The following is a 26,785-nucleotide window of genomic DNA, read 5'->3' as shown; positions in this document are numbered from 1 at the left end:
ACAGTTTTGCATCTTTTTTACTGAAAATGCTCTTTTCTATTTGAGATGAGCTATAATTTCCTCATTTTTAACTTATTTTATAAAAAAGAAATCAATAAAACTTTCTGTTTATAAACTAAGGTTATTGCTTCTCTTAAGTCCCACAATAAATATCCAAAAAGATTTAAATTATTTAGCATCAAGTGGTTCCACTCCTTCTGGAAAACCTTCTTCTGAAAGCTGGATTTTTTCAACTTTAGCTTCAGCAACTCTTAAGAGTTTTTCACAATGCTTTTTAAGCGCTTCACCGCGTTCATAAATATCAATGGATTGTTCCAAAGGCACATCGCCACGTTCCAAATTTTCGACAATAACTTCAAGTTGCTTAAGCGCTTGCTCAAAGCTTAAGGTCGTAATATCCCCCTCTTGTATCTCTTTTTTCATATGAACCTCAAAAAATATCTGTTCTGGATATACGAACTCCAAAACCTTCCAAACCTACATAATGATGCTCTTTAGAAGCATAAACAATAACAGAGCCTATTCCTAAATATTTTAAAATTTGTGATCCTAAACCAATTTTGCGCCATTCTTCTTCGCGTGCAATCGCCTGCACATGGTTTTCTGAACTGTTTCTTGTCATGTTTTGAATACCAACAGTTGATTGTATAACAGATCCTTCACGCAAATAAATAAATACGCCACGTTTTTCTTTTTCCATCATACGCCGCATCATCACCATAATATCTGAAGTTTGACAAAAAACGTCACTTATAATGTTTTCATGATGTAAATGCACAGGAATATTCTCACCCTCACGGACATCACCAAAAACAATTGCAATATGCTGAACGACTTCCCAAGGGAGTTGATAACTTTGAACAATAGCGGGACCTACGAATGTTTCAATAGGCATTTCTCCAACATGCTTGATCAATATTTCCTTACGTTGGCGGTAAGCAATTAAATCTGCAACCGTTATAATATGCAACCGATGTTCTTGCGCAAATTTCATAATCTGATCGCCATGTTTAACGCTTCCATCATCATTAACTAACTCACCGATAACACCAACCGGCGGCAAATTAGCTAATTTACATAAATCAACAGCGGCCTCCGTGTGACCTGAACGCATGAGCACTCCCCCTTCATGCGCAATTAAAGGAAAAACATGCCCTGGACGAACAAAATCATCCGCACTTGCATTTGAATTCGCAAGATTACGTACAGCTAATGTACGGTCATGCGCTGAAATTCCTGTTGTTATGCCGTGTTTAAAATCAACAGTAACCGTAAATTGTGTCCCATGTGCAGAGTTATTATCTGGTACCATTGGAGAAAGATTAAACCGTTTTGCTTCTTTTTTTGGCATAGGTGTGCACACAATACCTGTTGTGTGACGAAGAATAAACGCCATCTTTTCTTCTGTACAATGCGCTGCAGAAACAGTTAAATCACCCTCATTTTCACGGTCATCATCATCTGTCACCACAACAATTTCACCGCGTTCAAAAGCTTTAAGTGCAGAAACAATTTTTTTTTCATCATACTCCATTGTTCACCTTTTCAATCACCCAACTTGACCGCGATGTCTTAGATAATGGTCAGCAATAGCACAAGCAACCATCGCTTCACCAACAGGAACGGCACGAATCCCAACACATGGATCATGACGTCCCTTTGTTATAACGTCTATATCATGACCATCAACATCAATGGAACGACGAGGTGTTAAAATTGATGAAGTAGGCTTTACAGCAAAACGCGCAACAATTGGCTGTCCACTCGATATTCCCCCTAAAATACCACCAGCATGATTGGATAAAAAAAGCGGTTTTCCATCATTTCCCATTCGCATTTCATCGGCATTTTCTTCTCCCCTCAAGCGGGCTGCCGCAAAACCATCACCAATTTCCACACCTTTTACCGCATTAATCGACATAAGTAACGAGGCAATATCTTGATCAAGCTTTGCGTAAATAGGGGCTCCTAAACCTGCCGGAACATTTTCTGCAACGATCTCAACAACCGCACCAACAGATGTCCCCTCTTTACGGAGTTTACTGATATAGTCACTAAAAATGTGAACCATCTCTGCATCAGCTGTAAAAAAAGGATTATTATCAACCTCTGACCAATCCCAACGATCACGATTAATATTATGAGGACCAATTGCTATCACTGCTCCTCGTACAATCAAACCAGGAACGATTTTACGAGCAAATGCACCTGCTGCAACACGTGCTGCCGTCTCCCGTGCAGAAGCACGTCCCCCGCCTCGAAAATCACGAATGCCATATTTAATATCATAAGTATAATCCGCATGTCCTGGACGATACTGATGAGCAATTGCTCCATAATCTTGAGAGCGTTGATCTGTGTTTCGAATCAACAGAGAAATTGGTGTACCTGTTGTCACCAATGTCGTTCCATCGTCTTGAACAACAACTCCTGAAAGGACCTCTACTTCATCTGGTTCTCGGCGCTGCGTTGTGTATTTTGATTGTCCTGGCTTGCGTTTATCAAGATAAGCTTGAACTTCTGCAAGAGTAAAAATAATTCCAGGTGGACAACCATCAATGACACAACCAAGAGCAGCACCATGACTTTCACCCCATGTTGTTACACGAAACAAATGACCAAATGTATTATGCGACATGAAAAAAGATCCATTTCTCTGTCAAATATATACAACGATAACGTATGTTGTGTGCTATACACAAAACAGCTCTTTTCTCCCAAATACTCTTGGACACCTTAAATTTGGTCAAATTACTGCTGTCTAATAAAATCTTATAAACCAAACTTTATTCTTTAACGACAGAAATGTCTGGTGCATCAACTGCCTTCATACCTATGATATTATAACCCGAATCGACATGATGGACTTCACCGGTAACAGAACGAGACAAATCTGAAAGAAAATAAAGCGCAGAATCACCAACCTCTTCAATTGTTACCGTACGACGTAATGGAGCATTATATTCATTCCATTTTAAAATATAACGAAAATCACCAATACCAGAAGCCGCTAACGTTTTAATTGGTCCAGCAGATATAGCATTAACACGAATATTTTGGGGACCTAAATCTACCGCTAAATATTTCACGCTCGCTTCAAGAGCGGCTTTGGCAACCCCCATTACATTATAATTGGGAACAACCTTTTCTGCACCATAATAGGTTAGTGTCAAGATTGAACCACCATCTGGCATCAATTTTTCTGCACGCTTCGTTAGAGCTGTTAGGGAATAAACGGAAATATTCATGGTCATCATAAAATTTGATTCGCTGATATCAATATAACGACCACTTAATTCATCTTTATCAGAAAAACCAATAGCATGAACTAAAAAATCAAGTTTTCCCCATTTCTTCTCTATTTCTCTAAAGACCGTATCAATAGAGACACTGTCAGAAACATCACAATGTCCACAAACAAATCCCTTTAATTCTTCAGCCAAAGGCTCGACACGCTTTTTCATTGCTTCACCCTGATAGGTAAAAGCAAGCTCTGCCCCTGCGCTACTTGCCGCTTTAGCGATTCCCCAAGCGATGGAGCGATTATTGGCCAACCCCAAAATTAAACCACGCTTACCGTACAATAAACCATTACCCTTAGCCATCAGCACTGCCCCATTGTTACTTAAAATTAGTATTATTCACCTGCCTATGACACAGGTCAACTTTTTCTTCAAGCAATTGGTTTAAAATCAAACAAAAACTACGCTTTTATATATAAAATTTTTAAAATTAATCTTGTTGCATTTGCAAAAACTGTTCTAGTGCGGCGGCATTTTCATCTCCCGGCAACATAATGCGAACATGCACATAAAGATCATCTCTTGTACCATTTTTTAAACGAAGCCCTTTCCCTTTCAACCGTAAAACGCGATCAGAACTTGACCACGCAGGAATCGTTAAAACCACACGCCCCTCCAACGTCTCAACTTCTTCTTTTGCTCCCAAAACAGCATGTTTAAGAGAAACTGGTAAATCAAGATGGAGTGCTCTTCCTTCAACCCGAAAACGAGGATGTTTTTGAATCTGAATGGTTATTAACGCATCTCCTGCTTGCCCGTGAGGTACCTCTTCTCCCTGACCTTTTAAACGAATAGTCTGTCCGTCTTCAATATAATCTGGCAGTTTAATTTTTAACTTTTTTCCATTTGGAAAAACAGCTTCCACCTTTTCTGCGCCAACCATCTGCTCTAATGTTATGGCAAGATTAGCACGAACATGTGCTCCTTGTTGGGGACGGTTATAGTGTGTGGAATTCGAAAAGCTACCTCCTCCTCCAAACAGATCCCGAAAAATATCACTCGCATCAAAACTTGCACCACCTGAAGAGGAAAAATCAAATCCCTTTGCTCTTCTTGAAAAGGGATTTTGTTTATTGCTAAAATTTTCACCAGCACCATAGGCTTGATAAAGCGGTTTTCCTTCCATATCAATTTCACCGCGGTCAAATTGTGCCTTTTTATCTTTATCACCTATAATTTCATAGGCTTGATTAATTTCAGCAAATTTCTCTTTAGCCTTTGTATCATCTTTATTATGGTCTGGATGATATTTCTTCGCTAATCTTCTAAATGCCGATTTAATCTCTTGCGATTTTGCGGTACGTGCCACACCCAGAATCGTGTAGGGATCACGCATATTGCCCTCTTTTCAATTTCTTCGTTTTCAAAATATCAACTGATACGTTGTTCAATATCCCTTATAGCTTCATTAGTCTATTCTAGAGAATAATTTCTTCTTTTCTCTTTATATGTCTATCAATAAACTAAAATACCAGATAAAATGAGACATTTATTTAATATAGCTCCTTGTAGTCTATGCTAAAGTAAAAAATAATTAAACTACCATAGAAATACACGATAGCATTGGCTTTTTGAAAATAAGAAAAAATAGTACTGTAACGCCTTGATGATAAAGTAAATGAGAAAATGCCTCACCCATGCTCACTGATATTTGGAGAAACTATGAGCACAAAAATACCAACAGATGATCATTTTATGAAAATGCAAAAACCTTTTGAACTTTTCGCAAAGTGGCTTGAAGAGGCAACGATAAGTGAAATAAATGATCCGAATGCTATGGCATTAGCAACAGTTGACGAAACAGGACTCCCTAATGTTCGTATGGTTCTCCTCAAAGACTACAGTCCCCAAGGATTCGTCTTCTATACCAATTATGAAAGCTGTAAAGGACAAGAAATTTTAAAATCAATGAAAGCATCCTTAGGTTTTCATTGGAAATCACTCCGTCGTCAAGTCAGAATTAGAGGAATCGTTGAAAAAGTAAGTCAACAGGAAGCCGATGCCTATTTCCAATCGCGACCACGTGGTAGTCGAATTGGTGCATGGGCCTCTAAACAATCTCAACCTTTAGACAATCGTTTTGTGCTCGAAAAAGCAATTGCTCAATATACTGCGCGTTATGCTCTAGGCAATATTCCACGACCACCTTATTGGTCTGGGTTTCGTGTTAAACCCCTTTCTATAGAGTTCTGGTGCGATCGCCCATTTCGTTTACATGATCGTTTGCTTTTTACACGGGATTGTGTTGAACACAGCGATTGGAAAAGACAAAAACTTTATCCCTAATCCTTCAAACTTCATCGTTATGAAGATTTTTTCTTCGCAACAATTAAACAAATATTTTTTATTCGAAAAATTCTAAAAGAAGATGATTTATTTTATTTAAATAGAAGAATTTTATTTTCACTGTAAAGGTTAATTGGTGATATTTTCTACTGTATTGCTTAAAAATAGATTAGCAACAAGCTTATTAAAAAAAACATACTGTATTCAGTAGAAACTATGATTTTAGCTAACTTATTTTTAGACCGCAGGATAAAATATCATCCATATACCCCCACATACTAAACCAGCAAAAATCACAAAACCAATAAGCGAATTAGATTTGAAAAGCCTGAGGCATTGTGAACTGTCATCTATATCAATGACTTTAATTTGAATAAACATATGGATACTTGCCACAAAAATCCCCAAAAAACTAAGAACAGGAACTCCAGCTAAATAAAATGCTAGACTAACGAACATCACAAAACCACCATACAAAAATACTAAAGCACGCTTGGTTGCTTTACCAAAAAGAAGAGCCGTAGAACGGACACCAACAGTAATGTCATCTTCTTTATCTTGATGTGCGTAGATTGTGTCGTATCCTATGGTCCACAAAATTGATCCCACATAAAGCAAGATTGGTGCCCAGCTTAAACTTCCAAAGACAACAGCCCACCCCATTAATGCCCCCCAATTAAATGCAACGCCTAAAAAAAACTGCGGCCAATATGTTACGCGTTTCATAAAAGGATAAAATGCAACAGCTATCAATGACGAAATACCTAGAAAAAAACTAAACCTATTAAATTGTGATAAAACGACTAAACCAACAAAACATTGCACAAGGATAAAAACTCTCGCTTGAAACCGACTCACATGACCTGTTGGCAATGGGCGAGAACGTGTCCTTTCTACCTGAGCATCAATTTTATGGTCAATAAGATCATTCCAAGTACATCCTGCCCCTCGCATAGCAATAGATCCCAGAAAAAAAAGAAAAAGATACCAAACCCAATGAAGAAACATTGATAAAAGAGTATCGTAATGCATGTTATAAGAGAAAAAAGCCATTGTTGTTGACCAAAAACAAGGCCACATCAACAATTGCCAACCGATAGGTCGATCCCAACGCGCCAATTGCGCATAAAACCATAAAGAACGGGGAAGGAAGCTGTAGACCCATTGTTTGGAAGATGCATCCATAACCCGTCCTTGGCTATCATAGGACTGAACATGCGCGATATTTTTATTTTTTTTCATCAAATGATTTACCTTTGGTCTTGCGATAGAGACATTTCATTCTTATGAGAAGGGGATGAGATTAATTATCTTTTATGAGAGGAGCAAGCAATGAATATTCTTCTTATTGGCTCAGGTGGACGAGAACATGCTTTAGCATGGAAAATAGCAGCATCACCACTGCTAACAAAGTTATATTGTGCTCCTGGAAATCCTGCAACAACAGAATTTGGTGAAAATATTAATTTAAACATTGATGACCATCCCCTTGTTATTGATTTTTGTAAGGCACATTCTATTGATCTTGTAATTGTAGGACCAGAAGCACCCTTGGTGGCGGGTATAACAGACTCTCTTAATAGCGCTAACATCTGTGTATTTGGTCCTACTCAAAAAGCTGCTCAACTAGAAGGTTCAAAAGCCTTTACAAAAGATTTATGTCGGAAGAATAACATTCCTACAGGAAGTTACCAATGCTTTAATGATGCCTCTAAAGCTAAAGCTTACATTCAGCAACAAGATGTTCCCATTGTTATTAAAGCTGATGGCTTAGCAGCTGGCAAAGGTGTCGTGGTTGCAACAACTATGGAAGAAGCGTTTAACGCAGTTGATGCCTGCTTCAAAAGTACATTTGGAGATGCAGGAAACAAAATTGTTGTAGAATCTTTTCTTGAAGGTGAAGAAGCAAGCTTCTTCTGCCTTTGTGATGGTAAAGTTGCTCTTCCTTTTGGATCTGCTCAAGATCATAAACGTGTAGGTGATGGGGATACTGGAGCAAACACCGGTGGTATGGGTGCTTATTCACCAGCGCCCATCATGACCCAAGAAATAGTGAATCGTACTCTCAAAGAAATTGTTGAACCAGCTTTAAAAAGCATGAAAGAAATGGGCGCCCCCTTTAAAGGTATTCTCTTCGTCGGATTAATGATAACGCAAAAAGGACCCGAATTAATTGAATTTAACGTACGATTCGGTGATCCTGAATGTCAAGTTTTAATGATGCGCCTCAAAGATGATATTTTGCCAATTTTTCTTGCTGCATCTCAAGGAAAACTTGAAAATAAGCCTCTTCGGTGGTCTGAAAAAACAGCTCTCACCGTTGTTATGGCTGCTAGTGGTTATCCAGACTCTCCCCAAAAAGGTACTGTTATCCGTAACGTTGATCAAGTAAACACTCTTCCCGATGTGAAAGTTTTTCAAGCTGGTACAGTGTTGCGTGATGGAGAACTCATTGCAAATGGTGGACGTGTACTCAATATAACTGCAACAGGAAAAACGATTACGCATGCACAAAAACGTGCTTATGAAGCTGTTGATTGTATTGATTGGCCAGAAGGTTTTGTTCGTCGAGATATCGGATGGAGAGCCGTTGCGCGAGAAAATTAAATCCTTTGAATATTCTTTTTTTACGATTTTATTATTTTATATAAGAGCATGATACAAAAATTTTCTCACTGTTTTACGTTGACCATAATTTTGAAAAAATAAGTGTGCTTTCCTTTGAACAATCAAATATTGTAAATAGGATATCTACTCATGATAAAATAGGAAAATTTTCTGAATCTGAAGATGTAATATAAAATAATCATTTTACTGTTGTCTTTACTTTAAACGCATTTTCTCATCATTTTTATAAACACTTTCTTTCTTATAAAATCCTGAGGAAAAACGTATATACTATTATTTCTTTTATTTATCGCGTTTTTAGTGAAATTCCGCTTTTACGAAAAATGAAATGCCCAAAAAAGATAGTTATGTTATTCACATACAAATTCTTAAACAATATCTCTCATGCTTATCATCCCATTTTACGACACTACCTGCAAATAGTATAAATCCATTCTGCCAGCTTTCTGGAATAAAAATAAAAACCTATACCATCATTGTATTTTCCAATTCTCAATTTTACGATAACCCTTTCTATCTAAATGATTTTGATTATAAAAGAGAGATGAAATAAGAATATTCTGCAATATTCAAAGCTTTCATTCAACATGGAGAAATGATTTATAAAAAAAATTCAAAAACACTTCCAGTAATCTTCTGGTGTTTTTAATAATGTGGCAAAAACCCAAAATTATACCACAAAAAAACAGTTTCTATTGTTATGAAAACCGTTTTTACCTCTCTGAAAAAAGCGTTTTACATCATCGATTCCTGCTGCCAATGTATGGTGTCAAAAAACTCTCATTTACAATCATTGACTTTCTCTTTGTTTTCAAGAACCAAAAGTCACACCAAATCCCGTCTGTAAAGGTCTGAATTCTCATTAAGCGGGTTCCTCTTGCTTCCCACTCATATGCTGCACTTACACAAAGACCTACAAGCAAACTTAAGAATATTCGCCATATCTTCTAAAAACACTTCATGTGTGAAGTTTACATGCCTTATGTTACCTCCCCAAACAACGATGTTTTACAGCACAACAAGATAAATGCTGACGGTCGTACAAAAATGAATGCATGTTAATTTACTGGAGTGCAATTCGATTCGCAATCACCAAACGCAAGCCTAACGGATTGCTATAACGAAGTAAAAAATGCTTTTGTTTAGAATGTGCTGTTGTACCAAAAAATCGATGTAAATCAGAACGATCTTTTACAACCAGAATGCGATTATCTTCATTGATCATAAGCATGGGAAGGCCATAAGTATCCGCCCATAACCGCCAATCCAGAAGAACATTATTCAAATCTCTGGAAACCAAAAGCGGTATACAAGCTTCCTCATCGGCATGAAGTAATTCTAATGCAACAGCTCTTTCTCCTGAACGCGTTTTTACAGTACGTGCTGCAATTCCTTGAAAATGATAAGGGGGTATTAAATGCGATAAGCTTGAAGGCATATCCGTTTTAAAAGAAACACCACGCTCATTTAACGAACAAATAACCTGATTACCCGTTTTGGATGAAAAATATGTCGTCGTTTGTGGCAAATGGCACGGATCTAACCGAAATTCAAGCACCGCTTTTGCCTGATTAAAGCATTGATTAGCCATATACATTATCCCAATTTATCTTAAATAACATACACCCTTTAGCAGCTTTTTCTCATTGGATTATTAAAAGTTTGAATAAAAAACAACTGGTTTCTTTTTTGGTTATTAAAATCTAAACAAAAATGCATGATCACCATTCTTGAATTATAATACTTTTCCAGGATTCATTATCCCTAAAGGATCGAGTGTTTTTTTAATCCCTTGCATAATATCCAATGCGACAGGCGATTTAAAAGAACGAAGTTCTTCGCGCTTAAGCTGACCAATTCCATGCTCAGCAGAAAATGCACCTCTATAGTCCACCACTAAACTATGAATGCGATGATTCATTGTTGACCATAACTGCAAAAACACTGTCGTATCAGCTCCTACAGGTTGTGTAATATTATAATGTAAATTTCCATCGCCCATGTGTCCAAAACAAATCACCTGTGCTCCTGGAGCAATATCTTCAACAATGAGCGCTGCCTCAGCAATAAAATCAGGAATAGAAGCAAGTGGGATTGCAATATCATGCTTAATGGACCCTCCTGCTAACTTTTGTGCTGATGATATACTTTCTCGTAATTGCCAAAAAAAATCTTGCTGTTTTAAAGATTGCGCAACAACAGCATCTTCTATCACCGCATTCTTTAAAGCTTCTTCTAAAATAGTACTCAATACCGATAACGCCTTATCATTGCCTTGCAACGATGAAATGTTCATTAATACATACCATTCATGTTTCCGCTGAAGAGGAGGCTTCTCACACATCTTATAATCTAAAGCCATTTGCAAACTGAGATTTCCCATGAGCTCAAAACCTGTCAACATCCCTCCTCCATATTCTTGAGCCAGAGATAAAAACTCTAAGGCCTTCGCCGGACTATATAATCCCACCAAAGCAACAGCTTTTCCTTTTATTTTTGGAAACATCTTCAAAACGGCTGCGGTTATAACTCCCAATGTGCCTTCTGCACCAATAAAAAGATCTTTTAAATCATAACCGCTATTGTCTTTTTTAACAAAACGCAAATCATCTAAAATACGCCCATCCGGTAAAACAACTTCTAAACCAAGACAAAGATCACGCATATTGCCATAAGCTAAAACAGCTGTCCCTCCAGCATTCGACGAAAGATTTCCTCCTACTTGGCAAGAACCTTCAGATGCCAAAGAAAGAGGGAAAAAACGACCTGATTCATCCACTTTTTTCTGTAAATCCTGTAAAATAACACCAGCCTCTACAACAACAAAATTTCCCTCAAGATTTATAGCTCTAATCTTATTTAATCGCTCCATGGATAAAAGTACGCTCCCTCCTCCTTCATCTGGTTGTTGTCCCCCCACAAGCCCTGTATTTCCACCCTGTGGCACAATCGGTGTGCGCGTTTTGCTCGCTAACTGCATAATCGATGAGACCTCTGCGCAAGAAGATGGACGTAAAAGTAAAGGTGTTTTTCCATGAAAAAGCCCACGCTCTTCAAGCAAATACGGTGCAATCAAAGCTTGATCCGTTATAGCATGCTTAGCACCAACAATTTCCCTAAACCCTTCAATTAATTCCTGCTCCATGTTCATTTCTCCTTTGGAGCCGCAGCACGTATAAGACGATCATTAATAGCCTCTCCTAATCCGTATGATGGAATAGGTTCTACTGCGATACATCTCACTTTAAATGAATCTAATTCCTTCATATATTGAAATAAATGAGAGGCTGCCTCTTCCAACTTTCCATCTTCGCTAAGGTTTAAAATAGAAACGGCATTTTCAGCCCCCATAACACGCTTTGAACCAAATGCTAAAAGCGCTTCACCATTTTCCACCTTTTCTACATTCAAACGAACCGTAGCATTGGGAGCATAATGCGATTTTAACATCCCAGGAGCTTCAATCGCCGCCCTTTGATCTATCCGTTTTAAAGGCTTCCCCACAACCTCTTCAATTTCATCAGCCGCAAGCCCCCCTGGACGCAAAAGATAAATATTTTCACCACAAATTTTAATAATCGTTGATTCCAGCCCTATTTTAGCAGGTCCTCCGTCCAATATCAAAGGAACAGATTCCCCCAAAGATGCAAAAACAGCCTCAGCTGAAGTAGGGCTAAGACGCCCCGATTGATTCGCACTAGGAGCAGCAAGTGGACGGCCAAAATGTTGTACCACTTCCGCAAAACGACTGTCTGGAAAACGAACAGCCAAGGTATTCAAACCAGAGGTTGTTAAAGGATGGATATTATGCTGTTCCTTTAAAGGCAAAACCAATGTCAAAGGCCCTGGCCAAAATTCCTCTATTAATTGGCGTGAAAGAAAGTCAATTTTAACATAACGTTCCGCCATTTCGATGCCGCTAACATGCGCAATAAGAGGATTAATTTGCGGACGACCCTTTGTAGAATAAATAGAAGAAATTGCCCTCCCATTGGTTGCATCGCCTGCTAATCCATAAACAGTTTCTGTTGGTAACGCTACTAACTTCCCTTGTTCAAGAAGCGCTATTGCCTCTCTTATCGAAGCACTATCGAGTGGTAAAATCGTCATGACACATCATTTCTATAACACTCTTTTAGTGATATTATGCTCTTTTTTATTCATATATCACATTGATTTATATGTTTTTTTAAGTATGGGGTTCATAAATAAAGGTTAGGGAATAGGATTTTCCAATATTCTTCTACAAAACATATCTTATTCTTCTAACTTTCTCTAATAATTTTTTGAATTTTGCTAAGTTCTCTTGTGAAAAGCTATTGTTGAAACTCTTGACATAGACTTAACGTGCAGTACATTGTACTACAATTGAATAGGGGATTTAGAAATGGGAAAAATTCAAGCCCGCATACCTGATCAAGTTCAAGAAATTGCAAGTGCAGTTATTAAGTCTACGGGTTTAACTGTATCGGATGCAGTACGCATGTTTATGACCCGCATTGCTAGAGATCGAACATTACCGCTTGGATCTTTCAACCAAATCCGGAAACATTACAAGCTATCGAGGATGCCGAAATGGGATGCGTCGAACGTACATCATTAGACAGCTTAAGGACCATGATACGCGAAGATAGAACCGAAATGCGTAAATCTGAAAAGAAAACCTAAGCTTGCTATATTGTCTATACGCGTTCATTCCGGTCTGACCTTAAACGTGAAAGCAAAGGTAGGTATGCTAATACACTAGAGAAGGATTTGCTGCTTGTGGTCAAAGCGTTAGCGGAGAATGAACCGCTAAAAGCGCATTGGAGAGATCATGCGCTAACAGGTCAATGGCGCAATTGTCGTGATTGTCATATCAAGCCAGATTTAGTTTTGATCTATCGAAAGCCGAATACCAAAACACTAGAGCTCTTACGACTTGGTTTGCATTCTGAACTACGCTTATGATTGGATCTCCAATTCATAGTAAAAAGAATTTTTCGAAGTTTTTGCTTGTATGACAGTTTTTCTAATTCTTTGAGAACCACTGCTTCAAATGAGCGAAGATGTTGTCTATCGCATCCATGAGGCGTGCAAAATCAAGAATAAGCAAAAAAAGAAAAAATGCTATCCACTTCATCAAGCGAGACATCATTTTCACGCTTTGATAGGTGATGATCATTTCTTGAAGCATTTCTTTTTCTGATTCTGTAAGCTCTGTGTGTTTTTTGGATTTTTTTCTAACCATGTTTCCACCCACACAAGCATTCACCTAGATTATTGTGCTTTAAGATCTCTCTTGCTAAATTGGAACTGATGGCGTTCAGATCTTGCCGGCTTAAATAAATAGGTAACCAACCAACACAAGAAGAAGCATATTTATTTGTCGTGCAACCAGTCAGAGAGAGCAGCATGCACATCAGCATCACTTTTTTGATTAACTTCACTTTCCACCTCCAGCCGTGTTGTGGCTGCTTTTAAAGCTTTTTCTGTTTGCTTTTGTTGCTCTGCTTTTTTCCCAAGAGTAAAAGCTCTTGCTAAAGCAATAAAAAAAGCCGCTAAAGCCGCACCTGTTACCATCAAGTTTCTTTTCATCCATAAGATCATAGGCGGTGCTCCTGAAAGCGTTTAGCAACAAAGAAAATACCAGTACATGCGGCTAAAACCATAATGGCGGCTAAAGCCCATTGAATGGGTCCATTGCCCACTAAAAATCCACCAAGACCAGAGAAAGAACCAATAATCGGTGCCAGTGCTTCTGCTTTGAAAGCCCCCGTTGGTGCTTGCGTTTCTACTGTTTGATAATTGGAAGAAACATAAGCCCCTTTCGCCCATAGTCCTGCCTCTGCTACACGCCGGTGTACAAGACCTTGTAAACGTTTGCCTCCCGCTTTGGTCCATTTCTGCAATTCGGTTGGTACAGATTCATAATCCCCCGATTAAGCCTTTTAAGTAGTGTTCTATAGCCTTCTTGAGAGCTTAACGTGCTGCCTATGATTTTCATGGCAAGATCTGGATATTGTGTGAGTACTTGCGCATCTTCATCGCTATACCCTTTAGAGCGTAAAAATTGCAAAGTTTGTTTATGTTGTGCGCGTTCCTTGTTGCCCTGCCGCATAAGGATAGATGCATTTGAAAAACTTTCTTGTGGTGTCTTTCCTAACACAAGCCCTGCAAAAAAAATCCATTAAATGCTCGGAAAATTCTGATTTTCTAAAACGCTCCCATAAGCTACTTGGATTTGCTCCTGTCTGAACAAAGTTATCAAGTGACTTGATATAATCTGTTTTTTGTTCAAGATCACCACTTGCTTTTAAATGCTCCTCTTCTGGTAAGTGTGCATTCAAATGTTTTTCTTCTCCTATGGGTGCCTCAAAAAGCTTTTCCTCATCATTTCCAGAATTGTTTTTCAAAGAGTTTTCCGCTATAGATTTCTCATTAAGTTGAGCAATATAATCCATCACATTTTTTTGCTGTCGCCCAGCTTCATCCCCACTAGACTGATCAATGTTCCCAACAAGTGGAGATTGAGGAATCATTGATGCAACACCTCTCTGCTCTGAAAAGTCATGTTTTTGTTGCTCTGGTACCTCTTGTATCTTAACAGTATTCTTTGACACATCCGGCAATGGAGGCATTTGGCGTTTTAAATCATCCATAGACATAATCAATTCTGCTGGCGTTTTTTCCCAGCTTGTTCTGTCCCTGCTTGAGAACCGCGAATAAGCTCTGTAGGACTCAATTTTTGCGGAGTATTATCCCCATTGCTCGCATCAAAAGGGTCTGTGCGACAAAAGCAGCCCGTTCTAAAAAACTTGGCTTGTATCGTCCTTCCAACGGCGTGCTTGGAGGCATCGAGCGTTGTTGCAATAAATATCTAGGTAACTGCGGTATAACCTGATACATTAAAGGACGCAAAAATTTTGGATCAAACAACTTTAAAAGAGAATTTGTGTTTTCTTGTTCCATCACTGCACCCTTTCCATCTCACAGCCACGCTTGCTATAATCTACATGCAAAAAACCTATCGCCTTATGCAAGAAAACAGCTTCAGGTTTTGACTTCAAAACATCTTGTGCCATCACCCCGCGATAACGCTCTGGATAGCCCCTGTAGTTATACTCATAGAGTTTGTATCCATCTCGCTGCCCTACTCGTACGATATTTTCTTTCGCTCTGATGTTGCTAAGCCCAGCAAAAGTACCAAGGATAGTTCCAACATTTCCAACAATCTCCTACGGATTAGTTTTTTTATATAACAAGATATTGATTTATAATAATAATCTAGCTCTGTGCATATTGAATTAGCCTCCCGAATAACGTAGGATTCTCTCATTTCAAATCTGTTTATCTTGAATCAATCAAAATCACTTGCTTGCACATCATAAGCGGGGCTGATGTGTGGGTAAAAACTATAGAAGAAAGGAGTAAAAATGATTCTTATGAATCGTCTTAAGAGCCAAGGGCTGTAGCAACACCCACGAGCTGGTTTTGTACACTTTCAAAAATGATATCTTTACCTGCTCCCAAGGTGATATTCCCGCTCTGCTCACCATTTGCATAAACAGGATTGGTACCAGCGATAATATCGGCTCCAACACCATGAATGCTGCCTTATTTAAAGTGTCATCAGCTTGAATAAAGAAGGAGACGGCTTTGATCCCCTACTTCATTCGTGATTTTATCCAACGACCTTTTTAACGATGGGGAGGACGCTTTGGTGATCGCTTTTGTAAAGCTTTTTGCTTTTGCTGACGTTTTCTTTCATCCTCAAAATGCGTTAGTAAAGCCCGTTCCTGTTTCGTTTTGTTGGTCACACCAAAGGTGTCATTGTCCATAAATTGCTGATATCCTGCTATCATTAAATTGCTTAGGAATGAGCCACTTTTGGGAGGTTGTGTAAAATAGATCCCTTTTGAATCTTGCAATTTATATCGGAAACCTGCTTTTTTCATGCATTCATAAACTGAGGCAAATTCACTCGCATACGTATTCATATCGTCAGGAGAAGCATAAACCGGTTTCCAACCACATTTTGACAAAGATTGTTGGATCATCGCTTTATCGGCACCTGGTTTTTCCCATAATGCTAAAGTTGATGGAGGAGGTTGGTTAATACATCCAGCTGTAGTTAAGAGAGCTATGCAGCTCAATAGTTTTAAGATTTTTTTCATTTTTCCCTCTTTCAATGGATTTATTTACAATAAAAAGGCTCTAAAGCCTGTTGATATTTTATCTCCGTTTTTCAAGACAGTTCTGAACTGAGTTGAGATGGTAGATNACCAAATATCCGACTCTAAACATACTCTGAGACGCGCGAAATTCTTTAGAAAATGGTTTCTTAATTTTGCTCGTCTCATGGAGACTATCAATAATAGCTTTACACATTTAAAACTGTTATTTTCACAGAATTGGACATATCAAATTTCTCGTCAAAATAACTAAAAAAACACTGCAGAGGTAATTGTAAAAATTCTATCCTGTTATAAATGAAGCCCACTGTTCCAAGAGAACATGTCGCTGTTCTAAAAAATCCGTTCGCATATAAGCTTTTGTCACTGAACTCCCAACTGAATGGGCAAGAACAGTTTCGGCAATCTCAAATGGTGTTGACGTTGTCTCTGCTATCCAATCCCGTAAGCTTGAACGAAAACCATGGGGACGATAAGTCAAACTACAAACTGTCATATACTTTGCCATGGTGGCATCAGAAATGGGGTTGCCTGTAAGACCAGAAAAGAGAAAACCATTTTTTTCAAAGGGAAGAGACTTTTCAATCACTTTTAAAGCTTCATTACTCAATGGTACTCGAAAATCTGAAACCTTTCCTACAATGCCCTTCATATTTTCTTTGGGTATCGTCCATATATCTTTATCTATTTGCTCAAGACGCAAATAGCGCAATGGATATGACCGTACTCCAGTCAAAATCAAGAGCTTCAGTGCTAAATTTGAAAGGATCTTATCATCCAAGCTTTGATAAAATGCCGGAACCTCTTGCCATGGCATAGCAGGAATATTTGTTGATGTCGCACGTGGTTTTCCTAAAAGAGCGCGTGCCTTCATAGAAGCCTGTAGATCAACATCTAAACCAAGAGCCGCAGCATATTTCAAGCAAATATTGATACGGTTAAGTGCTTTTCGCGCTGTGTCTGCTTTTTCATGCCAAAGGGGTGCGAGAACATTGCGAATGATATTGGCTGTTAATTTTTCTATAGGTAAATTACCTATGTGTGGAATAACGTGCAACTCTAGTGGAGAAAACCAGCGGCCGTTTTTACCTTCATTTTTCAACTCTGCTTTTTTGCTTTCAAAAGCCGCTTTTGCAATTTCTTGAAAAATATTGCTTTGCTGTTTTAAAATAGTCTGTTCTCGAAAGACAATAGGATCATTGCCTTCTTTAAGAATATCACTATAATGCCTAGCAAGCTCACGCGCTTCTTTTAAAGAGAGTTTCGTAACAGGACCAAGTCCCATTTCACGGCGCTTATTGTGGTGCGTATAGCGGAAAAACCAAGAGCGTGTATTGTCTTTTCGAACATTCAACCATAGCCCTGCCCCGTCACAATATTTACCCTGCGGAGACGTCTTTACGAATGATGCTGATACCGATGAATCGCCCTCACTTAACGTCCCCTCTCGTCCACCTTTTCAAGCATTGCTCGTCCACCTTTTGGGGTCCACCTTTTAGACCACCTTTAATTTCTGATTTGAGATTTTTTCTTTAATACTTACTTTTTTTATTGAATCATAAAAAGCTATAGACATCAATACGCCCTTACACATCTTTATATACTTTGAATCTTGTTGCTAAGCCCCTGCTTGCCGCGTCTGGGAACACATGCACCTTGCCATCAGCACCTTCTTGCAAATGCTGCTTTTCTTCATCCGTTAAACAATGTGCGTGAGAAAACAATCCCGCCATTCCAAGCAAAGGCAAGGATGGCAGATTGTTGATCATCACCAATAGCAAAACTTAAGGATAGCATTCATATTGTTCTGGATGCTTTTTACAAAAAGGGCTGTTTAAGCGCTTCTTGACACTGCGCTGTGGAACAACAGCACCTGGACGACAAATGGGCAAGTTTTCAGCTTTATGATTTCCACACCAGCCTCCCCCCACATCATATTTATAGCGAAATCCCGCTTGGAGCATGCAAGCATCAATGGTTGCATTTGCATTATTACTGAGCTTTCTACTTTCTGGATCCTTATCATAAGGGGTTGGCATACCGCATTCTAACAAGGCTTTTCCTATCTCCGTAAAATCTGCTCCTGGCTTCTCCCATGCCCCTATAGAAGATATGGGAGTTTTATTAAACTGGCACCCAGCTATACTCAATAGAGTTATCGCACTTAATAATTTTAAGATTTGTTTCATTTTTTACTCCATGATTTACTTGAAGGAACTTGTTCACGATGAGATGAGCCGTAAAGCATGTTGCACATACGCCCCGCATCTCCAAGACAGGTATGGGAGCTTATGGGATTTGTAGCCACTCTCAACCATTCTGTCCAAACGTTACTGCCAGCAGGTATTGTCCCGTAGGTATAGCCATTGCCACCAATAATTCTGCTTACAAAGTCATATCTATTCCCATCAAAGCCAACAGTGGTTTGTTTGCCATCACTCACATAACCTAACAGACCGGATGCAACTAAAACATTAAAGGCTGGTNTGTTGATCATCACCAATAGCAAAACTTAAGGATAGCATTCATATTGTTCTGGATGCTTTTTACAAAAAGGGCTGTTTAAGCGTTTCTTGACACTGCGCTGTGGAACAACAGCGCCTGGACGACAAATGGGCAAGTTTTTCTCTTTAAAAGTATAACATGGCCCTCCCGCTCTTGCTACCTCTTCATCTTTATAGCGAAACCCTGATTGAAGCATGCAAGCATAAATTGTTGCTTTTGCATTAATGCTCTGCTTTCTGTTTTCTGGATCGACATCATAAGGCGTTGGCATGCCACATTCTAACAAGGCTTTTCCTACCTCTGTAAAATTAGTAACACCATTTTTCTCCCACGCGCTCAAATACCCTCCAGGAGTTTTATTAAACTGACATCCTGCAATACCTAATAAAGTTACAGCACCTAATAGCTTTAGAGTTTGTTTCATTTTTTACTCCATTATTTAATTCAAGGTTTTTGTTCACGATGAGATGTGCCATAGCGCCATGTACACTTATCACTCGCATCTCCAAGGCAAGTATGGGAGCTTATGGGATTCATGATCACTCTCCACCATTCTTTCCACATGTTACTACCAGTAGGTATTGTCTCGTAAGTATAGCCATTGCCGCCAATAATTCTGCTTACAAAGTCATATCTATTCCCATCAAAGCCAATAGTGGTTTGTTTGCCATCACTCACATAACCTAACAGACCGGATGCAACTAAAGCATTAAAGGCTGGTCCATAGAAATTGATATTCGTGTTGTCGGCTATACCGTGAACACCTTCTTGTTTGAAAGAATTCAGCATATTCCCCAATGTCATTGTCCCGCGACTATGTNCGTTGGCTATACCGTGAACACCTTCTTGTTTGAAAGAATTCAGCATATTCCCCAATGTCATTGTCCCGCGACTATGGCCATACTCTTCCAATCCCGTGTTACCATAGCGAGACATCAGATTTTTTGCTTCTTGTGTTGAATTGGTCAAACCCCAAAAGTTATTTTCCATAAACTTCTGGTAGCCTGCTACCAGAAGTTCTGAAATAGCAGAATCGGCTTGAGGGAACACCACAAAATAAAGCGGTGCATTTTTATCCTTCGCATGTTGAACCGCATAAACAGCGGCTTCCTCTGGTGGAGTAAAGATGCCATTAAAGGACACATGCACCTTGCCATCAGCACCCTCTTGTAAATGCTGCTTTTCTTCATCCGTTAAATAATGTGCGTGAGGTATTTTTTGTCCACGAGCGTCTTTGATATACTGNGAATTGGTCAAACCCCAAAAGTTATTTTCCATAAACTTCTGATAGCCCGCGACTAGAAGTTCTGAGATAGCAGAATCGGCTTCTGGGAACACAACAAAATAAAGCGGTTCATTTTTATTCTCCGCATGTTGCTCTGCATAAACAGCGGCTTCATAGGGTGGCGTAAAGATGCCATTAAAGGACACATGCACCTTGCCATCAGCACCCTCTTGCAAATGCTGCTTTTCTTCATCCGTTAAATAATGTGCGTGAGGTATTTTTTGTCCACGAGCGTCTTTGATATACTGTCCATTTGCATCTATTTCATAGATTATATTACCCTTTTCATCACGGTCGACCACGGCAATGGGATGCTCTTTGATAAACATGGTTTTATAGGAGTCATCACTGTATTTAAACCCTTCTTCTAAAAGTTGTGTCGCCATTTCGCGATTTTCATGGACGATTTGTTCCAGCTTGCCTACATCGAGCTGTTGTACACTCTTATGGGCGCTAGCAGTATCCCGATTAAGGGAGGCGATGGCTTGCTCAACATCTTGCCCTGTTAATGCCTTCTGCCCTGCTTCATCAGTCAACACAATGGTGCCATTGCTGATAGCAGATTTGGTATATCCTTCCTCTGAATCTTTAGCTTTTGAATGATCTAAGACATTTTTAGCAATGTTTTTCCCGACACCATATTTGCCCTGATACATCGGACCACCCGCTGAAATGCTTAAACCTTGGCTGCTAGCTTGCGCATGCGCACTGTTGCTGATATCACTGGTGCTGATGCTTCCTGTGGTCAGGCTGTTTTTTTCTGCCGGCGCGGTGCTTTCAATAATACCTCCGGTTAGGGTCGTTTTATCTTTAACGTTGATATTAAAGCCGCCATCACCCGCTTTGATGCCTGATTGTTCCACAACACTATGATAATCACTAGAGGATTTATCCTTGTTCAAGGAAATATTGGTTGTGGCTGTACCATCCTTTTCTCGGCTATTATACCCAATGGAAACAGAGTTTTGCTTGCTGGAACTTTGTCCCTTATCACTGCGGCTGACAACGGTAAAATCACCCCCTACTTCCATTTCTACACGCTCTCCAGAAACCACGGCGCCTGCCAATGTGGTGTTTGCCCCACTCGTTGTGTGAACTGTGCCGGTGCCAATAATATGGCTGTTCTTCTGGTGAACCTCCTCACTGGAACCCTTGCCTTTACCAAAAGAAGCATTCCCCATCCACCCTGTACCACCGGTACCATAACTATACCCAACATTCATTGAAGCGCTTTGCGTGTGGTTTTCTGTGCTCTGCGTGTTTTGCGCACTTTCAAAGGTGATATCTTTACCTGCTTCCATGGTGATATTCCCGCTCCGTTCATCATTGCTTTGCATCGGGTTTGTACCGGCAATAATATCGGCTCCAACACCATGGATGCTACCTTTGTGGGCTTGCATATTAACAGCGCGTCCTGCTTCTATTGTACCTGTCACCGCAGTAGATGTCTGAACCGATGCCTCCTCCTTCTCTGTCTTAAAGCCCACGGTTACGCTAGCAGAAACATCAGCAATATCACGAATAGACTGTTTGTTTCCACCTTTCATCCCATTATAAAGACCTTTGCCTTTGCTATAGAGATCATAGCCTTTTAGACCAGCAATAAGACCATTGCCGATTTTGTGTTTTGTATCCCCATGACCAAAACGTTTGACTGCATCCTTTACATCTTTTACTGTACCAAGAATACCCACATTGACAGAGCCTGTCACACCAGCAAAAGACTTTTCATGTGTCTCTTTGCCGTTAGAGGTATCATAGCTTTCTGATAGGGTGATATTATTGCCGGCATCAATGTTGACATCACGATCCGCCGAAACAATGGCTGCTTGCATATTTACATCATTGTCAGCAGTAATCTGCACATCTTGGCGTGCCGTGATGTGTGATTGTGTGGAAGTGGTTTCCCATTGATCGCCCGTATCTTTGGCGCTTGCAATTCCAACCCCCAAGGAAGCACCGCTGTTGCTCTTTTCAAACTGAAACCCAAAGCCTGTACGTTCTTCCTTTGAGCTTGCCCTATGGCTATTATGACCAACAAGCACATTGACATCACGAGCTGCCGAAAGGTTAATATTCTCACCTGCAAGATCAGAGCCAACAATTGTCACATCTTTTTTCTTGGCAGTGATGGTGATATTGCCATCCGCATTGAGAGAAGAGCCTTGATGCTCAAAACTCTCTTCATTTTCTGTCTTTCCCTCACTCCCATATATCGACACAAAGCTCTTGCCTGATCCCACACCAAAACCCGTTTCATGCTCCTCTGAATGGCTGCTATGGTGATCTTGCATGCCATCAATCGTCACACTTTCTCCGCTCACATTGATATCTTGACCGGAAAGCAGATGAGAAGCAGTGATTATGGTCTCTTTGTCTGATTGCGTGATAATGTTTCCCGTTGCCCCAAGGATAGAGGAGACCGTTGTGGTATGCGATTGAGATGTATCGGACGATTCCTCATGCATAAAGCCACTTGATGACGATTGTGCTTGCTGATCCAAGTGTTCTTGGGCGCCTTTGATGACAATCTTTCCCCCAGAGTGAATGGTAATATCCGCTTGTTTCTGATCTCCTGGTGCTTTCTCTCCTGACGTTTCCTCTGCCTTACCGGCTATGAGCGTCGAGGCTACAACTTCCGTGTTGTTTCCTGAGTCAATGGCAATGCCTTCACCCCCTGTTATGCTTGATCCCACAACTTGGCGCACATCCATCTTGTTATGCTCAGATTTGCTGCTACTAAACACCCCTCCCTCTTTATGGTACGACATCTCATAATGTAAGCTATCCTCTGCATTATTGATGAGAATATCGTTGCTGGCTTTCAGCCCCACCTTGCCATCAGCCGCAATGGAACTGCCTGTGATGCTAAGGTCATGCGGTTTGCCATCCTGCCCTGCAATAACAGTGGTATCACCTCCCGATTTTATCGAAGAGCCAACGGCATGAGAGGCTTGCATATCCACTTTCGTGTTTTTGGTGCGAAGATGATACTCCATCTCATCGTTTCTCACCCCTATTGTTACCTCCCCTTGGGCGCCAAGAGCAACATTACCCTTGGCATCTATATCGGAAGCAGCCATATGGATATCGCCACCCGATAGAACAGTGGTCTCTTTTCCAGAACTTAAATGAGAGCCATTGTGCACCGCGACATGAAAGGTTTGATCCCCGCGATGGCTATTGGCACTGTTGCGTGTGGCATCAATCGAAACATTCCTCTCAGCTTGCAAGAGAAGTTTATCCGTTGCTTGAACATCAGAGCCTAAAATATTCAAATCTTTTCCAGAGGCATAAGTGAGATTGATGTACTTTGAAAAATATTTTTTTTAAACAAATGTGTGCATACACAACAACAAGTGTATTCCGTTTAGGGCGTTCTGTTTTGCATGAGGAGTATGATCCCATTAAAAATGAAGAGATTAAGAGGAATAAAATAGAGAGATAATAAAATAAAGGCCCCGTTAAACGAGGCCTTAGTATTTTTTGTGCTGATAATTTCATTTTTACGAAATTAGAATTTGTAAGCGACACCTACACGGAAGTCATTGGTTTTGTAGTTGAATTCACGTGTATCGTTGGCGAATTTCTTTTTACCAAAATCGGAGTAACGGTATTCTGCACGTAAAAGAACGTTGTCTGTCATTGCAAAGTCAACTCCACCACCAATAGTAAAACCAACCATTGTCTTCGTGTCATCAGCCCAAGTACCACCAGTCAAATCTACATTTTGCTTAACTGGTGGGTTTTCCACCACATCAGCTTTCTGCTCAACTTTAGCTCTCTCTCCTTTTCCTGCAACTGACTGAATGCCCTGTATCTGCGCATAGGCAATACCACCAGCAACATAAGGCATAATACGGTCAATAGCAGCAAAACCGATACGAACGCGTGTAGCACCAGTCCATTTTTCTTTGTAACTGTGCTTTTCCGTTACCTTGTCACCTATTTCAAACCGTTGCTGACCTTTTAATTCAACCTTAGCTTTTTCAAGGGCAGCATTAAAATCTGCTGCATTTTTTTCAGTAAGAGTCAATTCACGGGCTGTTTTTGATTCTTCACGGTCTGCCCAAACTGCATCGGTTTCAACACCGAGAATGAGACCATTTCCAAGGTCTACGTTAGATCCGGCATAAATACCACCCATGAAACCAGAAGGACTAGGTGTGTTATCTTTTTTGAAAAGTTCTTTATCTTCTCCTGGAATAGTTACTTTAGTTTTACTCGAAAAGTTACCAACTTGACCACCAAGATAAAAGCCTGTCCAAGAAAACAAAGGGGCTGCTGCGATAACTGCTGGGGCTGTTTCACGAGGGATGATAATATCAGCAGCTTGTGCTGCAGAAGCTGAAATTAAAGCGGCAATAGAAGTTGCTATTAAAGATTTTGTATTCATAATTTTGCTCCTAAATTAACTATAAAACGACCTTACAAGATTATAAATAGAAAAGCTGTAGCAAAAATGTCACAATCACACAAATAAACCCCAGAAAACAGCGGTTTTGTAAAAGTCAAGATCTCTTGAAAATTTAACTTTTTATTAATACTTTTTATTCATAATTGCACTTTTGATGAAATTAGAACTTGTAAGCGATACTTACACGAAAGTCATTGGTTGTGTAGCCTAGTTTAAGGTAATCCTTTTTATATTCCTTCTTACCAAAGTCTGAGTACCGGTACTCCGCACGAAGCAGAACATGATCTGTCATCGCCAAATCTATACCACCACCAAGGGGGAAACCCTCCATCGTTTTTATTTTATCAAATACTGTAGCAGAAACTTCTTTACTTGGCTTACCCATTTGCCAATTTTTTTGTTCCTGAAACTTTACCAACACCCTGTATTTGCGCATAAGCAATACCATCAGCCACATAAGGCATAATACTGTCAGCGATGGAAAAACCAACACGAACCCGTGTTGCACCAGACCATTTTCGTTGAAACCAATGCAATACACTGCTGTATCACCCTTTTGAAACTTTTCATTTTCATCCAATGTGACACCAGCATCTTTAAATTTATCATTAAAATCATCAATCACAAGAATCTTTGAGACCGTCTTCGTCTCTCCTCGGTCTGCCCAGACTGCATCGGTTTCAACACCTAGAATGAGGACATTTTCAAGATCTATGTTGGAACCTAAAATAAATACCACCTATGAAACCGGAAGACTTAGGTAGTGCATCTTTATCTAAAGTTTTTTTCTTTTGTCTCTAAATCAAATACATCAACTTTGACTTGAAAAGTTGCCAACTTAGCCACCAAGATAAAAATCTATCCAAGAAAATGAAGAGGCTGTGATAACTGCTGGAGCTTTTTCACGAAGAATGATAAAATCAGAAGATTTTGCCACAGAAGCTGCTGCCATAGCGATAACAAAAGTTGTTACTAAAGATTTTATATTCGTAAACTTTGCTCCTCATTTATTTACGAGCACAGTATTATACGACTACAAAAAAAAACGCTGTAGTAAAATGATACAATCATAGGAAACGAAAGTTGACGCAAGATAAAGTCATTTCATAACTTCACGTTTCACAAGAAATTGTAAGTTATAAATACGTATAATTCATTGATTTTACCGCGTAATTATTGCCTGTCGTTTATAAAAATCTTTTTAAGGAAATCTGAATAATATCTTTTACACCGCCAATAAATATGGAGTGTGTAATAATATAACAATAGAAAAATAACAGAGGCTCCGTCTTTAACAGAGCCTCATGACAATTTATTTTATCTTCATCATTTCGTTGTTTACGAAATTAGAATTTGTAAGCAACACCTACACGGAAATCATTGGTTTTGTATGCTAATTTATCCCCGTCCTTTACAAATGCTTTTTTACCATAGTCTGAGTAACGATATTCTGCACGCAATAGAACATTGTCTGTCATTGCAAAGTCAATACCACCACCTACAGTGAAACCAACCATCGTTTTCGTTTCATCAAACACTTTAGCAGAAGCAATTTCGGCACCATCAGCTGTCGCTGCCTTAAGAGAATCAACCACTTGCAGCTGTGTATAAGCAATACCACCAGCAACATAAGGCATAATGCGATCAACGGCGGCAAAACCAACACGAACGCGTGTTGCACCAGACCATTTTTCTTTTATAGAGGTGCTATCTATACGTTTGTCATCCTTCGTGACATTATCAATACTTTTTCCTGAAACAAATGTAGCTTTCGCTACTGTAAGCTTATCTTTGAAACTGTCAAGGCCTGCTTCCCCAATGACTGCTGAATGCGCTTTTGAATCTTCGCGGTCAGCCCAGACTGCATCGGTTTCAACACCTAGAATGAGGCCATTTCCAAGATCTACGTTAGAACCTACATAAATACCACCCATAAAACCGGAAGGCTTAGGTGTCCAATCTTTATCTGTAATTTTCTTTTTTGTTTCTGAATCAACTACATCAACTTTACCTGAAAAGTTACCAACTTGACCACCGATATAAAAACCTGTCCAAGAAAATGAAGGGGCTGAGATAACTGCTGGGGCTGTTTCACGAGGGATGATAACATCAGCAGCTTGTGCTGCAGAAGCTGCTGCTATAGCGATAACAGAAGTTGTTACTAAAGATTTTATATTCATAAACTTTG

24 protein-coding genes and 4 pseudogenes are annotated in these 26,785 nt (G+C 39.6%); 4 read left to right on the top strand and 24 right to left on the bottom strand.

The features are described from left to right. Positions 1-168: 168 nt before the first annotated feature. The 5 genes from ACFIMG_RS04065 to ACFIMG_RS04045 all read right to left on the bottom strand — a co-directional run bounded on the left by ACFIMG_RS04065 (position 169) and on the right by ACFIMG_RS04045 (position 4,638). On the bottom strand, positions 169-423 hold the full coding sequence (locus ACFIMG_RS04065; protein ID WP_375611123.1) for an exodeoxyribonuclease VII small subunit: 255 nt from the start codon (positions 421-423) through the stop codon (positions 169-171). Positions 424-430: 7 nt separating this feature from the next. Then, the gene (gene ribB / locus ACFIMG_RS04060) at positions 431-1,534 is read right to left on the bottom strand and encodes a 3,4-dihydroxy-2-butanone-4-phosphate synthase (RefSeq protein WP_375678964.1); all 1,104 of its coding nucleotides are present in this window, start codon (positions 1,532-1,534) and stop codon (positions 431-433) included. Positions 1,535-1,549: 15 nt separating this feature from the next. Further along, positions 1,550-2,638, bottom strand: coding sequence for a chorismate synthase (gene aroC, locus ACFIMG_RS04055; RefSeq protein WP_375634294.1), 1,089 nt, complete (start codon positions 2,636-2,638; stop codon positions 1,550-1,552). A gap of 148 nt (positions 2,639-2,786) precedes the next feature. Beyond that, entirely contained in the window at positions 2,787-3,605 is an 819-nt protein-coding gene (gene fabI / locus ACFIMG_RS04050; protein WP_273787904.1) for an enoyl-ACP reductase FabI, read from the bottom strand. A gap of 127 nt (positions 3,606-3,732) precedes the next feature. Then, the gene (locus tag ACFIMG_RS04045; RefSeq protein WP_375678963.1) at positions 3,733-4,638 is read right to left on the bottom strand and encodes a DnaJ C-terminal domain-containing protein; all 906 of its coding nucleotides are present in this window, start codon (positions 4,636-4,638) and stop codon (positions 3,733-3,735) included. A gap of 326 nt (positions 4,639-4,964) precedes the next feature. On the opposite strand from ACFIMG_RS04045, the gene pdxH reads away from it, so the two are divergent. Further along, the gene (gene pdxH / locus ACFIMG_RS04040) at positions 4,965-5,588 is read left to right on the top strand and encodes a pyridoxamine 5'-phosphate oxidase (protein WP_375611119.1); all 624 of its coding nucleotides are present in this window, start codon (positions 4,965-4,967) and stop codon (positions 5,586-5,588) included. Positions 5,589-5,825: 237 nt separating this feature from the next. Here the strand turns inward: pdxH and ubiA are convergent, their stop codons facing one another. Further along, complete coding sequence (ubiA, locus tag ACFIMG_RS04035; protein ID WP_375628320.1) at positions 5,826-6,830, bottom strand: 4-hydroxybenzoate octaprenyltransferase; 1,005 nt, start codon at positions 6,828-6,830, stop codon at positions 5,826-5,828. 90 nt (positions 6,831-6,920) lie between these two features. Here ubiA and purD point away from each other — a divergent pair, with 90 nt between their 5' ends. Continuing rightward, positions 6,921-8,195 (top strand): phosphoribosylamine--glycine ligase, encoded by a 1,275-nt coding sequence (gene purD, locus ACFIMG_RS04030; RefSeq protein ID WP_375678962.1) that lies wholly within the window; start codon positions 6,921-6,923, stop codon positions 8,193-8,195. Positions 8,196-9,279: 1,084 nt separating this feature from the next. Here the strand turns inward: purD and ACFIMG_RS04025 are convergent. The 3 genes from ACFIMG_RS04025 to ACFIMG_RS04015 all read right to left on the bottom strand — a co-directional run bounded on the left by ACFIMG_RS04025 (position 9,280) and on the right by ACFIMG_RS04015 (position 12,326). Further along, entirely contained in the window at positions 9,280-9,807 is a 528-nt protein-coding gene (locus ACFIMG_RS04025) for a DUF6101 family protein (protein ID WP_375628324.1), read from the bottom strand. A gap of 144 nt (positions 9,808-9,951) precedes the next feature. After that, positions 9,952-11,361 carry an FAD-binding oxidoreductase gene (locus ACFIMG_RS04020; protein ID WP_375678961.1) on the bottom strand — a complete coding sequence of 470 codons (1,410 nt, stop codon included), beginning with the start codon at positions 11,359-11,361 and terminating at the stop codon, positions 9,952-9,954. A gap of 2 nt (positions 11,362-11,363) precedes the next feature. After that, positions 11,364-12,326 carry an L-threonylcarbamoyladenylate synthase gene (locus tag ACFIMG_RS04015; RefSeq protein WP_375613034.1) on the bottom strand — a complete coding sequence of 321 codons (963 nt, stop codon included), beginning with the start codon at positions 12,324-12,326 and terminating at the stop codon, positions 11,364-11,366. A gap of 277 nt (positions 12,327-12,603) precedes the next feature. Between ACFIMG_RS04015 and ACFIMG_RS04010 the strand changes: the two are divergent. Then, positions 12,604-12,884: pseudogene (locus tag ACFIMG_RS04010) on the top strand (type II toxin-antitoxin system RelB/DinJ family antitoxin). A gap of 9 nt (positions 12,885-12,893) precedes the next feature. Beyond that, positions 12,894-13,166, top strand: a complete 273-nt coding sequence (locus tag ACFIMG_RS04005; protein ID WP_375640660.1) for a type II toxin-antitoxin system YafQ family toxin — start codon at positions 12,894-12,896, stop codon at positions 13,164-13,166. A 61-nt stretch (positions 13,167-13,227) separates the two neighbouring features. On the opposite strand, the gene ACFIMG_RS04000 is transcribed toward ACFIMG_RS04005, so the two are convergent. The 15 genes and pseudogenes from ACFIMG_RS04000 to ACFIMG_RS03930 all read right to left on the bottom strand — a co-directional run bounded on the left by ACFIMG_RS04000 (position 13,228) and on the right by ACFIMG_RS03930 (position 26,777). Continuing rightward, the gene (locus ACFIMG_RS04000) at positions 13,228-13,446 is read right to left on the bottom strand and encodes a hypothetical protein (RefSeq protein ID WP_375611113.1); all 219 of its coding nucleotides are present in this window, start codon (positions 13,444-13,446) and stop codon (positions 13,228-13,230) included. Continuing rightward, the gene (locus ACFIMG_RS03995; RefSeq protein WP_375678960.1) at positions 13,439-13,624 is read right to left on the bottom strand and encodes a hypothetical protein; all 186 of its coding nucleotides are present in this window, start codon (positions 13,622-13,624) and stop codon (positions 13,439-13,441) included. Before ACFIMG_RS03995 ends, ACFIMG_RS04000 begins: the two co-directional genes overlap by 8 nt. Beyond that, positions 13,578-13,805, bottom strand: coding sequence for a hypothetical protein (locus ACFIMG_RS03990; RefSeq protein ID WP_375613036.1), 228 nt, complete (start codon positions 13,803-13,805; stop codon positions 13,578-13,580). The genes ACFIMG_RS03995 and ACFIMG_RS03990 overlap by 47 nt, the downstream gene beginning before the upstream one ends. Continuing rightward, positions 13,802-14,157 (bottom strand): annotated as a pseudogene (locus ACFIMG_RS03985) (glycoside hydrolase family protein); the annotation flags it as partial. The gene ACFIMG_RS03990 and the pseudogene ACFIMG_RS03985, both read right to left, overlap by 4 nt. Continuing rightward, positions 14,152-15,167, bottom strand: a pseudogene (locus ACFIMG_RS03980) (hypothetical protein); the annotation flags it as partial. The pseudogenes ACFIMG_RS03980 and ACFIMG_RS03985, both read right to left, overlap by 6 nt. A gap of 728 nt (positions 15,168-15,895) precedes the next feature. After that, a complete protein-coding gene (locus tag ACFIMG_RS03975; protein ID WP_375678959.1) occupies positions 15,896-16,372 on the bottom strand; it encodes a hypothetical protein in 477 nt (158 codons plus the stop codon). A 301-nt stretch (positions 16,373-16,673) separates the two neighbouring features. Then, a complete protein-coding gene (locus ACFIMG_RS03970) occupies positions 16,674-17,744 on the bottom strand; it encodes a tyrosine-type recombinase/integrase (RefSeq protein ID WP_375679342.1) in 1,071 nt (356 codons plus the stop codon). 232 nt (positions 17,745-17,976) lie between these two features. Next, positions 17,977-18,159: a hypothetical protein gene (locus ACFIMG_RS03965; protein ID WP_375679341.1), complete on the bottom strand. Its 183-nt coding sequence runs from the start codon at positions 18,157-18,159 to the stop codon at positions 17,977-17,979. Positions 18,160-18,174: 15 nt separating this feature from the next. Then, entirely contained in the window at positions 18,175-18,579 is a 405-nt protein-coding gene (locus ACFIMG_RS03960; protein ID WP_375639946.1) for a hypothetical protein, read from the bottom strand. A gap of 323 nt (positions 18,580-18,902) precedes the next feature. Continuing rightward, positions 18,903-19,319 (bottom strand): hypothetical protein, encoded by a 417-nt coding sequence (locus tag ACFIMG_RS03955; RefSeq protein ID WP_375640500.1) that lies wholly within the window; start codon positions 19,317-19,319, stop codon positions 18,903-18,905. A gap of 20 nt (positions 19,320-19,339) precedes the next feature. Next, positions 19,340-23,479, bottom strand: a pseudogene (locus ACFIMG_RS03950) (hemagglutinin repeat-containing protein); the annotation flags it as partial. A gap of 215 nt (positions 23,480-23,694) precedes the next feature. Beyond that, a complete protein-coding gene (locus ACFIMG_RS03945) occupies positions 23,695-24,576 on the bottom strand; it encodes an outer membrane protein (RefSeq protein WP_375678494.1) in 882 nt (293 codons plus the stop codon). 181 nt (positions 24,577-24,757) lie between these two features. Next, entirely contained in the window at positions 24,758-24,982 is a 225-nt protein-coding gene (locus tag ACFIMG_RS03940) for an outer membrane protein (protein WP_375679717.1), read from the bottom strand. Further along, the gene (locus ACFIMG_RS03935) at positions 24,975-25,133 is read right to left on the bottom strand and encodes a hypothetical protein (RefSeq protein ID WP_375679716.1); all 159 of its coding nucleotides are present in this window, start codon (positions 25,131-25,133) and stop codon (positions 24,975-24,977) included. The genes ACFIMG_RS03940 and ACFIMG_RS03935 overlap by 8 nt, the downstream gene beginning before the upstream one ends. An 810-nt stretch (positions 25,134-25,943) precedes the next feature. Next, complete coding sequence (locus ACFIMG_RS03930; protein WP_375655152.1) at positions 25,944-26,777, bottom strand: porin; 834 nt, start codon at positions 26,775-26,777, stop codon at positions 25,944-25,946. Positions 26,778-26,785: the final 8 nt, after the last annotated feature.

Origin of the sequence: Bartonella sp. AP11XZML (assembly GCF_042196445.1) — a bacterium.
Classification (GTDB): Bacteria; Pseudomonadota; Alphaproteobacteria; order Rhizobiales; family Rhizobiaceae; genus Bartonella.
Note: the sequence above shows the minus strand (reverse complement) of the source record. Positions and strands in the feature narration are given on the sequence as shown.